Origin of the sequence: Zymobacter palmae (assembly GCF_003610015.1) — a bacterium.
GTDB lineage: Bacteria > Pseudomonadota > Gammaproteobacteria > Pseudomonadales > Halomonadaceae > Zymobacter > Zymobacter palmae.
This window is the reverse complement of the sequence record NZ_AP018933.1, coordinates 2,966,922-2,979,417: the sequence shown is the minus strand read 5'-3', so window position 1 is coordinate 2,979,417 and position 12,496 is coordinate 2,966,922. Positions and strand designations below refer to the sequence as shown.

11 protein-coding genes are annotated in these 12,496 nt (G+C 53.8%); 4 read left to right on the top strand and 7 right to left on the bottom strand.

Annotation, left to right across the window (positions count from 1 at the left end; translation table 11 throughout):
• Positions 1–28 precede the first annotated feature (28 nt).
• The 5 genes from ZBT109_RS13260 to ZBT109_RS14250 form a co-directional block, all read right to left on the bottom strand.
• Complete coding sequence (locus ZBT109_RS13260; RefSeq protein ID WP_027704321.1) at positions 29–862, bottom strand: hypothetical protein; 834 nt, start codon at positions 860–862, stop codon at positions 29–31.
• 334 nt (positions 863–1,196) lie between these two features.
• Positions 1,197–2,477 carry a glycoside hydrolase family 68 protein gene (locus ZBT109_RS13255; protein WP_027704320.1) on the bottom strand — a complete coding sequence of 427 codons (1,281 nt, stop codon included), beginning with the start codon at positions 2,475–2,477 and terminating at the stop codon, positions 1,197–1,199.
• Positions 2,478–2,756: 279 nt separating this feature from the next.
• Complete coding sequence (locus ZBT109_RS13250; RefSeq protein ID WP_027704319.1) at positions 2,757–4,184, bottom strand: glycoside hydrolase family 68 protein; 1,428 nt, start codon at positions 4,182–4,184, stop codon at positions 2,757–2,759.
• 335 nt (positions 4,185–4,519) lie between these two features.
• Positions 4,520–5,893 (bottom strand): glycoside hydrolase family 68 protein, encoded by a 1,374-nt coding sequence (locus ZBT109_RS13245; protein WP_027704318.1) that lies wholly within the window; start codon positions 5,891–5,893, stop codon positions 4,520–4,522.
• A gap of 54 nt (positions 5,894–5,947) precedes the next feature.
• Positions 5,948–6,118, bottom strand: coding sequence for a Com family DNA-binding transcriptional regulator (locus ZBT109_RS14250; RefSeq protein WP_120185394.1), 171 nt, complete (start codon positions 6,116–6,118; stop codon positions 5,948–5,950).
• A 488-nt stretch (positions 6,119–6,606) separates the two neighbouring features.
• On the opposite strand from ZBT109_RS14250, the gene typA reads away from it, so the two are divergent.
• Complete coding sequence (typA, locus tag ZBT109_RS13235; RefSeq protein ID WP_051523615.1) at positions 6,607–8,442, top strand: translational GTPase TypA; 1,836 nt, start codon at positions 6,607–6,609, stop codon at positions 8,440–8,442.
• 292 nt (positions 8,443–8,734) lie between these two features.
• Positions 8,735–9,334 (top strand): NAD(P)H:quinone oxidoreductase, encoded by a 600-nt coding sequence (gene wrbA / locus ZBT109_RS13230; protein WP_027704315.1) that lies wholly within the window; start codon positions 8,735–8,737, stop codon positions 9,332–9,334.
• A gap of 101 nt (positions 9,335–9,435) precedes the next feature.
• Here the strand turns inward: wrbA and ZBT109_RS13225 are convergent, their stop codons facing one another.
• Positions 9,436–9,714: a hypothetical protein gene (locus tag ZBT109_RS13225; protein WP_038277514.1), complete on the bottom strand. Its 279-nt coding sequence runs from the start codon at positions 9,712–9,714 to the stop codon at positions 9,436–9,438.
• 224 nt (positions 9,715–9,938) lie between these two features.
• On the bottom strand, positions 9,939–10,472 hold the full coding sequence (gene gloA, locus ZBT109_RS13220) for a lactoylglutathione lyase (protein WP_027704314.1): 534 nt from the start codon (positions 10,470–10,472) through the stop codon (positions 9,939–9,941).
• Positions 10,473–10,611: 139 nt separating this feature from the next.
• Here gloA and ZBT109_RS13215 point away from each other — a divergent pair, with 139 nt between their 5' ends.
• Both ZBT109_RS13215 and ZBT109_RS13210 read left to right on the top strand, forming a co-directional pair.
• Entirely contained in the window at positions 10,612–11,739 is a 1,128-nt protein-coding gene (locus tag ZBT109_RS13215; RefSeq protein ID WP_027704313.1) for a hypothetical protein, read from the top strand.
• Entirely contained in the window at positions 11,739–12,440 is a 702-nt protein-coding gene (locus ZBT109_RS13210) for a hypothetical protein (RefSeq protein ID WP_027704312.1), read from the top strand. The genes ZBT109_RS13215 and ZBT109_RS13210 overlap by 1 nt, the downstream gene beginning before the upstream one ends.
• The last annotated feature ends 56 nt before the right edge of the window (positions 12,441–12,496 follow it).

The window sequence follows — 12,496 nt, the reverse complement described above, 5'->3', positions numbered from 1 at the left end:
CCTTGCTGGCGATGAAGATAGGCCTCGGTCAGCGAGGCATGGCATAGCTGCCGTTTTCGAAGAAGTCGCGTGCTCGCTCATTGTCTTCGCCGTGAGCGATCAGTCCTTCCCATGTGATTGTGGCACTGTCCTGTAGCAGAAGCGCGACAGTGGCCAGTACGGCGTGGCGTGTGGCGGGCACTTCGATCCAATCCTGGCCGAGGCAGCCCGACAGCATCGGCAGCGGTGTCAGCCCACCGAATGTTCGGGGAGACGTTGGCGCGAGCATCATTGCGGTGAGAGACGGCGCATCACTACAGCGTGGGGATGCAATCTCCGCACGGCCAAGGGTCATTTCGGGTCGCCCGATGCGGCGCACGTCCAGCGCACCAATGAAGAGTATCTGGCGAGGGTCGTACCACGACTCTTTGACCAGCCACGTTGAGCCGTCAGGGCGTGGGTTGGGGTGCCACGCTTCTCCCGCATGATGCTGGTCGACGATGTAGTACGCCAGCCGATGAGCCGAAAGCGGCAGTGCCATGATGAAAAGCGCTATTAAGGCCACCCCGCCATAGGGCATGGCATTGGCCTGCGGTACATGAAAGGGCGAAGTACGCGAAAAGGCCAGAATCGCCGTGATAAGAGGGAACAGCAGCGCGCACAGCCAGACCACACTCACCCCGCTTGATGAGATGAGGATGGCGATGAGGCATACCGGTACCATCGCAATCGTCAGCGCCTTCATCAGTCCCTGTAGAAATGACATCCGCGCTGTCGAGTCGTGTTGGTGGTAGAGCCAGGCCCACACACCGGCCAGCAGGATCACGAGTGCGGCAAGCAGCAAACCGCTGAACCAGCCAGCCCATTCCAGATCATGATGCATTGGGTCCCTCTATGGTCGAGGAAAAGGGAATCGTAACGCCATGTCCGCAGCGAGCGTCATGGCTGAGGCATAGTATTCTATATGGAGTTGATACCTGCTGTAACATTGAAACACTAGGTATGCATCACCGTAACCCTTTAAAACCGTGGGTTTCCAAGGATTGTTACGATGAAGGAAATAAATGACATGCCTATACGAAAAGAACAGAAATAGGAAAGAAAATAGAGCGTTCACTTACTGGGAATGAGAATGCATGAAGACCCTATACCTTTCGGCACAGGGTCTTCGAAAAGTGGCGCCCTCGCCTGTCATCACGCACAAGGGCACCTTGGGATCAGGCGGGCAGCAGGCTGTAACCGATCTCACCCAAGCGGGTTGTCGTGCCATCAATATGCAACTGCACGCTCGGTCCTGCCGTGCGGCAGCGCTGCACGCCACCTCGCCCATCACTGCAATAGTTGGCGTAGGTGATCACGCTCATATCTGGCAGTACCAAGAAGGAATAGACGTTCTGCGGGTTGCTACCCTCACCGCCGGCCCCGTGGTGCTGACGGATGACCACACCGCTGTCGTTGAGCGGCACATACTGGCCGAATAGGCTACTGGCGCGGAACCCCAGCATGAACGCGCTATCAAGGATGGCGCTGTTGGTCAGGGTCATCTTGCGGGCGCGCGTGACGCAGAACAGATAGTAACCGCCTTTGTGAACAATGATGTTGGCGCGCTCGATCTCATCGGTGACCATGTTCGCAGTCAGCAGGGGCGGCAGATACTTGATCGTCCGATAGGTGGTGTTGGTCAGCTCCGCAATCCCGATACAGCCATTGGCCTTGTACGCATCCGTGGTGGGCACATAGCGAGGTTCGTAGCGGCTGCTACCGACATAATCGCGACTCGTGGACGCTTCGGCACAATAGTCCGAACCCGTATTGGCTTCAAAAAGCAGGTAGGTCTTCTTGGTCGCCGGGTCCTTGAAGAAGTGCGGGTCACGGAAACAGAAATTGTTGGTCTTGTTGTTGCCGACTTTGCCCTTGGCGGCCGGGTGGCTCTTTTCATACTGGTGCGCCTGCTGCGGCGTCTGGTAGTAGTGGCCATCTGGTGTGGCCAGCAAGGCATGGTACAGAGGCTTCTGAAGCACCAGCTTGCCACCCGTCACTGTGACTTTTTGAGTCAGTGTGGCCAGACGCTGGTCTTTCTGGGTCGACGCCGTGCTGGAAGCTTTCGCGATGGTGTAGAACGTTTGCAGTGTGCCATCGGCACGCAGGATGGTAGAGCCGCTCCACTCACTTCCATCCTTGTCCAGAAGGCGATCAGTGACATAGCCCCCTTTTGTGTAGTTCACACCATCTTTTGAATAGAAGTAGTAAAGACGCGTAGGGACATTCTTGTCGGTGGGAGCAACCAGTGCGACCAGTACGCGGTATCCCTGTACGCTGGCGATCTCGCTGTTCTCGTCCAGCACAATCCAGTTATCCCAGACATTGTAGCCGGGGATCATGGCCCCCAGCCGTGCGGGATCGAAGGTAGGAAACGTCGTTGCGGTGCTGGCGTTAATCTTCGAGGCCTGTTCACGAGTCCAGTGGCTGATGACGGGAGATGTGGTATTTGTTGCCATTATTATTATCCGTTGATCGTCTCGTTTTTCGTAAAGATATCTTTCGATATCAAAGGTGTTTCTTAATGAATGCGTATCCTGACGCCATTGTTTTCAAAAGGAAACGATAACGAGTTGTAATTGATGTCATGCAGACACCTTTGATACAAGCGCACTACAAGATCGTTTGTAAGATGCTAGAAAGGCACGGCATGGACAGCCGTCTAGAAGAAGAATGGCATGCTAGAAGGCCTCTCCGCGTTGCCGCGAAGAGGCCTTGTCGTAGAAAAAAACGTACGTTTATGCAGGCAGAATGTTGTAGATCACCTCGCCTACATACGAGCGGTTGCCTTTGATGTGCAGTGACAGCGTCGGACCCGCAGAGCGATTCTTCTGCAGGTTGCCATCGGCATCGGTGCTGTACTGGGCATAGGTCAGCACGGTCAGGTCAGGCTGAAGCAGATAGGAATAGACGCTCTGGGTATCAGAGCTGTTCATCATATCGCTGCTGAAAGATTGCTGGCGCAGCACGACACCGTGGCGGTTGAGCGGCGTGTACGGACCGAACAGCGAGCGAGAGCGGAAGCCCAGCATGAAGGTACTGCGTTCCAGCGCTTCACAGCTCATCGCCATCTTGCTGACGCGGCCGATGCAGAACAGGTAGTAATCGTCCTTGATCTTGAGCATGTTAACGCGCTCAATTTCGTCGGTCACCAGGTTAGAAGTCAGCAACGGCGGTAGGAAGCGCGCAGCGGTGTAACCTTCATTGGTCAGCTCGGCGATACCGATGCAGCCATTGGCTTTCAGCTCATCGGGGGTCGGCACATAGTCGGGTTCGAACGAAGCGCTGCCGATGTACTCACGGCGTACGCTGCCTTCAGGGCAGATGGCGTTGCCGGTATTGGCTTCAAACAGCAGGTAGCTGCGGCCGTCGGACGGGTCCTTGAAGAAATGGGGATCGCGGAAGCAGAAGTTGTTGCTCTGAGTGCTGCCCGTGGTGCTGGACGTGGGGAACAGCGTTTCTCGTTCGCTGGCCTGAGTCATGGTCTGGTAGTACTGACCGTCCGGCACAGCCAAAATGGCGTGATAGCGCGGTTCAGCCAGCGACAGGCGGTTGCCTGCGATGACGACATCTTGGATGGCGGTTGCCAGACGCTGGTCGTTCTGTACGGCCCCCATCTGACCTTGCCCTGGCATCTGGCTTTGTGAGCTGCCCTGAGGACCCGCGGCCTGTGAGCCTTGTGCTGACATGCCTGCGGGCGGCATGCCTTGGCTGCCCTGACGAGAACGATGGCTGCGGCCGGAATAGTCACCGCTTTCCTTGACGACGGTATAGAAGGTCTGCAACGCACCGTCATTGCGCAGGAGGGTGGAGCCGCTCCATTCCTGAATGCCGCTCTCAAGCGGGGTGGTAAAGACCTTGCCGCCAGCCTGGTAATGAAGGCCATCGCGAGAATAGAAGTAGTACAGGTTGGTTTCGTCGAAGCTGTCAGATGGTGCCGCCAGCGCGACCAGTACGCGGAATCCCTGAACGTCAGCAATCTGGTTGTTTTCATCAAGGGCGTACCAGTTGTCCCAGACATCATAGCCGGGCATCAGTACCTTGACCTGTTGAGGGTCGAAATGCGGAAAGTCGATAGCGTCATCGGCCTCGATCTGGCTGACCTGTTGGCGAGTCCAATGTGATACGCGGGCTTTGTTAGCGGGATGATGGTGTAAATGTTTCATACCACTCCTTTCCTCTCTCTTTGTTGTGCTTTGTTTTTGAAGCCGCTCACAGCGCTATGGGCGATTTACCTTTCGTAAAGGCGCCGGTACTTTAAAAGTTTTTATCAAAAGGGTTAATTATTTTGTTTTGTATAAAAAGAACTGATAAATCAAGACGCTGTGTATTTAAGAAAAAGGCTGTAGTCGCGATTGAGACGACAAAAAACGTATAGATGAAAAGAGGAGAAAAAGGGGCGGTGGAACGGGGGACTACTGAACGGAGCGTATGGGCAGTGGTGTCGGAAAATGTAGGAGGGTAAAGGGCGCTCAGAGGCGCTCCAAGGGTAGAGGAGTAATCAGGCGATTGTCGGGAAGACCAGCGGCGGTTCAACGACGGTGGCCGGCAGGACGTTGTAGTACAGGTCAGTGATGCGCGTTTCCAGACCGTCGATTTCGAGCTGTACGGACGGACCCGCAGTTTTGACCGATTGCAGCGTCCAGTCAGATGCCGTAGAGAAGTTGGCATAGCTGACGACAGACAGATCAGGCAGTACCAGCCAGGAGTAGATGTACTGGCCGTTTTCGGACTGACCGTCGTAACGGTTGCCCAGAGATTTCTGCTGAATGACAACACCGGTTTTGTTCAGCGGTTCGTACTGACCCAGCATGTCTTTGGAACGGAAGCCGAGCAGGAAGTCACGGTTGATGAGATCTTCGTCCGGGATCGTCATTTTGTTGCCGTGGCAGACGCAGAACAGGTAGTAGTGGTTGTCGTAAACCATCAGCTTGATGCGTTCGATTTCATCGGTCACCAGGTTAGTGGTGAGGACCGGCGGCATCAGGTTGACGAAGGTGTATTCGTCGTTGGTGAACTCGGCCATACCGATGCAACCGTTGGCTTTCAGGTCGTCGGGGGTCGGTACGTATTCGACGTCGAAGTCTTCGCTACCGATGTATTTCTGTTTTACTGAACCTTCAGCGTCCAGCAGGCTGCCCGTGTTCGCTTCGAACAGCAGGAAGGTTTTGCCCGTTTTCGGATCCTTGAAGAAGGACGGGTCACGGAAGCACAGGTTGTTGGTCTGGTCGTCGCCGAGTGCCAAAGAGTGTTTGGTCGGTGCACGAGATTCGCCCGCGTCGGATTCCCAGATTGTCTGGTAGTACAGACCGTCTGGCTCAGCCAGCAGTGCGTGGTACATCGGGTCAGCCAGGCTCATGCCAGATTCGGTGACAGCGATAGTCTGGATCGCGGTAGCGAAGCGCTGGTGAGTCTGCCAGCCAGAAGACAGCTCAACACCCATTGCAACGGTGTAGAATGTCTGCAGGCGGCCGTCGTTACGCAGGATGGTGGAACCGCTCCATTCCTGTACATCGCTGAAGAGGCTTTCGCGGAATACGAAACCGCCGGGGATGTAGTGAACACCGTCTACGGAGTAGAAGTACGCGATTTTTGCGTGAGCGCTTTCTTCGTCGTCAACCGGACGAACCAGAGCGAACAGCACGGTGTAGCCATAGATGTCAGCAACGTTGCCTTCTTCGTCCAGTACGAACCAGTTGTCCCATACGTGGTAGCCAGGCATCAGCGCTTTGATTTTACCCGTGTCGAACGGAGGGAAAGTGTTGGTAGCGGTCGGGCGGATGCGAGTCGCGTTTTCGCGAGTCCAATGGCTAGCCTGGGAGACCGGGCGTTCTTCGATATCACGAACCGTGATGGTGTCAGCTTTGCGTGTCATAACATGTTTCCTTTTGTTGTTGTGCAACTAACTGTTATCAGGATGAGAGGTGAGTCATGCTCGATGCGCCGGGCATTCCGGCTGCGCCTTGGCAGGCGTCGGCTTGAACTCGCTGGAGCGGAAGCTGTTCACGGTCTTGCAGCGAGGACACTTCACTTCCAGGAGGCTATAAACCTCAGCCTTGAGCAGCAGGCGTCCGCAGGACGCACAACGTATCGGTTTCATCTCTATATGTTCACTTATGTTTCCTGTGTCGATCGAACCCGCCATATCCACGGTTGGATGAGTCGCTTCACGGCGGGGCTAGTGCGGCCAGTGGTCGAGTCAAACCTGATTGGCTAACTCGGCTGGCAGAAACATAAGAACACAATCGGCTACGTTTGAAACGCGACTGGATTTGTAATGGGGTTAATCACTATTTGCTTGAGTAAAATTCTTTCTATTTCAGCATGTTACATTTTGTAAATGCGGTTGTGGAAAGGCGTTTTACACGCCGCTGAAATGCCCTTTTGGTCAGGTAGCTGTGGCAGAATCGGAGTGGGACAGAACTCGTACTTTTCGTGCGCGATCAGTACGGCATCTGGGCATTTCGTGTTAATCTAAGCGCATCAGAGGACAGATGAGCCGCTAGCCGCTCAGCGTCCGCGATAGGCACAGGCGGGCATCTTCACGGAGATGTGTGCGCTGGCCTGCACACATCATGGAAAAAAGTAATGACAGATCAAGCAGTTGTCGGTGATGTTTCCAAGCTGAGAAACGTCGCTATTATCGCGCACGTCGACCACGGTAAAACGACGCTCGTCGACAAGCTTCTTCAGCAGTCCGGTACGCTCGACCGTAAGAACGAAGGTCAAGAGCGCATCATGGACTCCAACGACCAGGAGAAGGAACGCGGTATCACCATCCTGGCGAAGAACACAGCGATCCAGTGGAAGGACTACCACATCAACATCGTGGATACGCCTGGACACGCTGACTTCGGTGGTGAAGTCGAACGCGTTATGTCCATGGTTGACTCCGTGTTGCTGCTGGTCGACGCCGTCGATGGCCCGATGCCGCAGACACGCTTCGTTACACAGAAAGCGTTCGCACAGGGTCTGAAACCGATCGTGGTCATCAACAAGATCGACCGCCCGGGCGCGCGTCCTGACTGGGTTATGGACCAGATTTTCGACCTGTTCGACAACCTCGGTGCTACCGATGAACAGCTCGACTTCCCGGTCGTCTATGCATCCGCTCTGAACGGCTTCGCTGGTATGGATCCGGATGACATGGCAGATGATATGGATCCGATGTTCCAGGCCATCGTCGACATCGTTGAGCCGCCGGCCGTTGAAGTCGACGGTCCGTTCCAGATGCAGATTTCCGCCCTGGACTACAACAGCTACGTTGGTGTTATCGGTGTTGGTCGCGTTAAACGCGGCAGCGTCAGCCCGAACCAGCAGATCGTCGTTGTTGATGCCGAAGGCAATACCCGTCGCGGCAAGGTCGGTCAGGTCATGACCCACCTCGGCCTCGAACGCGTACAGACCGACAAGGCAACGGCAGGCGACATCATCTGCATCACCGGTATCGACTCGCTGAACATCTCCGATACGCTGTGTGATCCGGAAGCTGTTGAAGCACTGCCGGCACTGACCGTTGACCAGCCGACCGTTTCTATGACCTTCCAGGTCAACGATTCGCCGTTCGCCGGTCGCGAAGGTAAGTACGTCACCAGCCGCAACATCAAGGATCGCCTCGACCAAGAGCTGATCCACAACGTTGCACTGCGCGTACAGCAGGGCGAAACGCCTGAGAAATTCATCGTATCCGGCCGTGGTGAGCTTCACCTGTCCGTCCTGATCGAAACCATGCGTCGCGAAGGCTTCGAGCTGGCCGTAGGCCGCCCGGAAGTCATCATCCGTGACGTCGATGGCGTCAAGGAAGAGCCGTACGAAGAAGTCATCATCGACTGTGAAGAGCAGCATCAGGGCTCGGTCATGGAAGAGCTGGGCTACCGTAAAGGTGAGCTGACCAACATGCTTCCGGATGGTAAAGGCCGTATCCGCCTTGACTACATCATCCCTGCGCGTGGCCTGATCGGCTTCCGTGGTCAGTTCCTGACCATGACGTCCGGTACCGGTATCCTGACCAGCCGCTTCGATCACTATGGTCCGCTCAAACCGGATGCAGCGATCGAACGTCGCAACGGTGTACTGGTCTCCATGGCGACCGGTAAAGCACTGGCATACGCACTGTTCACGCTGCAGGAACGTGGTCGCCTGATCGCTGAACACGGTACTGAGGTGTACGAAGGTATGCTGATCGGTATCAACAACCGTGCGAACGACATGGTCGTTAACCCGACCAAAGGTAAGAAGCTCGACAACATGCGTGCCTCTGGTAACGATGAAAACATCGTCCTGACGCCGCCGGTCCGCTTCACGCTGGAACAGGCGATCGAGTTCATCGATGACGACGAACTGGTCGAAATTACGCCGATCCACATCCGTCTGCGTAAGAAATTCCTGACAGAACAGGAACGTAAACGTTCTAGCAAGAAGTAACGCTAGCGTTTGACGCTTCCAACGAAACGTCCTGCCGGTAACGGTGGGGCGTTTTTTTATGCCTAGAGGCCGACAAAAGAAGCACTACTCGCACCATGCCGATGAAGGGCAGCAGCGTACGCTGTGCGGTGTCGGGCATGCGCAAGCCCTAGCAGGTGCTGCACCATGCATATTGCTCATGATGGAGCAATTGCCGCGAAGCTTGCGTCCGTGCCTATACTCCAGACAGGCCACGCAGCAGGAATCGCCCTGCCTGCGCCTTCGTTTTTCACGCTGATGAAAGGACGCTTCGATGAGCAAGGTACTGGTGCTGTATTACTCCATGTATGGACATATCGAAACCATGGCGAACGCCGTGGCGGACGGGGTGCGTAAGGTCGACGGGGTGCAGGTCGACATCAAGCGCGTTCCCGAGCTGATGGATGAGGATGCTTTTCGCAAGGCGGGGGGGAAGGCGGATCAGTCTGCACCGGTCGCTACACCGGACGAACTGGTCAACTACGATGCGATCATCCTTGGCGTGCCTACCCGTTTTGGCAACATGGCGAGCCAGATGCGCAACTTCCTCGACCGGACTGGCGGTCTGTGGGCGCAGGGCAAGCTGTTCGGCAAGCTGGCGAGCGTCTTTGCTTCTACAGGAACAGGCGGCGGTCAGGAGCAGACCATCACCTCGACATGGACGACCCTGGCCCATCACGGCATGGTGATCGTTCCGATCGGCTATGGTGCGCCGGGAATGGGCGGCGTAGAAGAGCTGCACGGTGGTACGCCTTACGGGGCCACTACGATCGCGGGTGCAGATGGCTCACGCCAGCCGTCCGAAGTCGAGCTGACCATTGCCCGCTTCCAAGGTGAACACGTGGCCAAGCTGGCAAAAGCCCTCAAAGGCTGAGGATCGACTGTGGCGCTTCGTTCGCCGCTAGTCGCATTTGGATACGCGAAGGCCCCGATGGCATAACCATCGGGGCCTTTGTTGTCTTCCGCTGTACGGAATCAGCTATAGCGCACCACGGTACGTTTTTTATCCGGCACGATGACGGTGTCACCGGCCTGCAGATCGTGCTGGACGCTCTGGTCGTCGACGCCGATGACTTTTGCCACCGAGCGCTTGTCGCCGTCGCGGTCAATGACCTTCATGCGGACGTTGGTACCATGATAGCGCGCGGTGATGATGCAACCCGCTCGGGGAGCGGTTTTCACCGGGCGTCGAGAGTCGAACATGCCGCTTAGGCCGCTCGCAGGAGAATCCCAGTTAATCGTACGTGCATTCATGACAGCCTCGCTGAACCCAAGGCCCGAAGACAATGGGAAATCGATCTGAAGTGTGTAGCACATCGCACGGACGCAGGGGCCCCTAGGCGATGTCAGGTGAACAGCAGGCGAAGATACTCCTGTGCTCACGGTGCTGTCACGGGAATTCTATTGTCATGCCGAATCGGCATGACATGCGAAATAGGTATAGCGGTCGGGTACGGTAGAACCGCGGAACGCGTGGCTTACAGGCCCAGTGAGCGGCACAGATCGGGCTGGACGATTTCGATCCAGTAGCCGTCGGGATCCTTGACGAAGGCGACGTCGCGCATTTTCCCCTGCTCTGGGCGCTTAACGAACTCGACGTTGTTGGCATCGAACCATTCAACGGCGGCGCTTAGGTCTGGTACGGCGAAACAGATATGACCATAGCCCTGCGGCTGAGCGTTGCCGTTGTGATAGTGGAAATCGGCGTCATCTTCCGTGCCCCAGTTATGGGTTAGCTCCAGCAGGCCTCGCTGTGAGAACGTCCACTGGTTGCGGTCAGCGGTGTCGCTGGGCACGCTGGCATCCTCGTCCAGATTAGCCAAGAAGTAGAGCGAGAAGGACATTTCCGGGAAGTCGAGCTTGCGCAGCAGTCGCATGCCAAAAATTCGCGTATAGAAGTCGAGCGTGATCTTCGGATCCTTGATGCGCACCATGCTGTGGTTGAGCGTGAAGCCCTTGGTCTGCGGCGCGACCTGTTCGCTGACGCCGGCAGCCTGTTCGGTGAAAGCCATTATGCAATTCCTTCTCTACGCGTGTGATGTTGGCAAGAACATAAGGGCTTCACCGTTCTCTATCAAGAATAAAATCACTAACTGTTAAAGTGTTACATTAGCTGCTTTGCAGTAATAGTGAGATGAAAAAGGAGGGGGGATGAAAATTGATGAACTGATTGAAAAGCAGCGTCGGCGCAATGCTGAGAGAGGATGGTGTGTGCTGATCATTGCTTTTCTATTTGTATCAGTCTGCGGGATAGGTGCTTTGCTCGGCTACTTTAACATCATGACGCGCTTCCGATTATTTCACGAAGAAGCCCAGCGCGAGCTTGATGATAAGGCTCGGGCTAAACAGAGAGAAGAGGAGCGAGTGGCCCATTTCTGGGAAACAGAAGAGGGGCAACGTCGCGCTACTTGGCTAGATCGTCCTTTGCTGTCGCCTCAAGCTCATAATTTATACAAAGAAATTCTTGTGAAAAACTATGGCGAAAGTCCATTGCACCCTAGTGATGATGATCCTGTCGTAGCGCAGCTGCTTGAGCAGTACCCTGTGATCAAATGGTCTGATGACAACCACGCTGTACCGTTTAAATGCCAACCTGCTGGCGGAGAATGCCATCCCTCTGAGCCAAAGGATGGAGACGCTGTAATTGTTGCTGGGTGCCAGTCTCAAGTGGTCAAGCGGCGTGGAAGAACATTATCAACTTACTGGGATAATGGCATTCCTATTCAGTTTCGGGCTGCAGCTGATGACAATGTTACTATGAGTTATATCCGAGATTATAAAGATAGTAGATTCTTTTTGGGTGGAAATTATCAGATGACACTCTGCCGATATCATGTGTTACCTTCCAATAAAGATGATAAAGAAGTTATTTTAGATCAATGTATAGCGCCCTCACGTGTAACTGCTCCTGTTGTGGAAAATTTAGCTAACACTACACAGCAGCTGACTTACCGTGATATATGGTATCTGCTTCATCAACATCAGGAAACGCAATATAGACAATCTATTATTGATTGGCCTTTTAGCAAACCAGGCGATGATAATGTCGCGCCAGAACATAAAGTGAAAGGGGCTGATTTCTATACTTATGCAGTGTGGGCGGCCATTGCTCAGCAGGATAAAAAATGTAATATTCGCCATTTTAATAACTGCCCTAATGTAGGCGACGATGATGTTATTGACTACTTCCAGTCGGTGTTTAGTGATAATGGCATCCCTGATCCCTTTGGGGATAATAACTTGACGGATATAAATATCAAACGTCAAGGAGAATGGTAATGAATAATAATATATATCGATATGTTTATCGATTTACCCTTTTTGTGTTTTACATACTATTATTTATCAATATATTGCTTTGTTTAGATGCTACGATACGTGTACTAAGCTTTGATCAATCAAATCATTTTGCCCCATTCGATACGTTCTACATCGGAACAATCAGAACAAATAGTACGGCTGCAATATTTCTGAGTTGGATGTGGTTTATTCCGTTGGCTACTTCCCTACTGTTCCTCCATTTCATGTGGCGAGCTCAGCGAAAGTTATTGGCATGCTACGGAAGTTGGGCAATATTGATTATTGGCATATGTTCTGCGCTATCAATAACACCTGGCCCTTATATTTTTAAGGTCGAACTTGAAGATCCTTATCGCTATATAACAGTGGCTTCACCTTATTCTAATTTGAGCGGTGTGTTCGATAAGCATGAGCTACCTTATCTTGATATTTTTAGCACTAACTTCTCCCTTGTTGGTGACGATGATGAGATGAACGAGCCTTGTGTTGACCGCTATATAAGGTTCCGTTGGCCGGTGTATATAGAGACCAGCTGGGTGTGGTGGCACTCTTATAGAGAAGAGGAGGATAGAAGTAACCCTTATCACGATAGCTCCCATTATCGCCAAGAGGAGAAATCTCCTCAGATGATTGAGCGTCGGCGCCAGCAGTGCCGTGCTGTTACCGCTTCGTTTAAATAAATATGAAAAGGCCCCGCTCGAATCATCGAACGGGGCCTTTTGGGTCAGCAGTAAGG

Coding starts and splice junctions, on each gene's coding strand:
- ZBT109_RS13260 (WP_027704321.1), bottom strand. CDS start 862: ATGCATCATGATCTGGAATGGGCTGGCTGGTTCAGCGGTTTGCTGCTT.
- ZBT109_RS13255 (WP_027704320.1), bottom strand. CDS start 2,477: ATGGCAACAAATACCACATCTCCCGTCATCAGCCACTGGACTCGTGAA.
- ZBT109_RS13250 (WP_027704319.1), bottom strand. CDS start 4,184: ATGAAACATTTACACCATCATCCCGCTAACAAAGCCCGCGTATCACAT.
- ZBT109_RS13245 (WP_027704318.1), bottom strand. CDS start 5,893: ATGACACGCAAAGCTGACACCATCACGGTTCGTGATATCGAAGAACGC.
- ZBT109_RS14250 (WP_120185394.1), bottom strand. CDS start 6,118: ATGAAACCGATACGTTGTGCGTCCTGCGGACGCCTGCTGCTCAAGGCT.
- typA (WP_051523615.1), top strand. CDS start 6,607: ATGACAGATCAAGCAGTTGTCGGTGATGTTTCCAAGCTGAGAAACGTC.
- wrbA (WP_027704315.1), top strand. CDS start 8,735: ATGAGCAAGGTACTGGTGCTGTATTACTCCATGTATGGACATATCGAA.
- ZBT109_RS13225 (WP_038277514.1), bottom strand. CDS start 9,714: ATGAATGCACGTACGATTAACTGGGATTCTCCTGCGAGCGGCCTAAGC.
- gloA (WP_027704314.1), bottom strand. CDS start 10,472: ATGGCTTTCACCGAACAGGCTGCCGGCGTCAGCGAACAGGTCGCGCCG.
- ZBT109_RS13215 (WP_027704313.1), top strand. CDS start 10,612: ATGAAAATTGATGAACTGATTGAAAAGCAGCGTCGGCGCAATGCTGAG.
- ZBT109_RS13210 (WP_027704312.1), top strand. CDS start 11,739: ATGAATAATAATATATATCGATATGTTTATCGATTTACCCTTTTTGTG.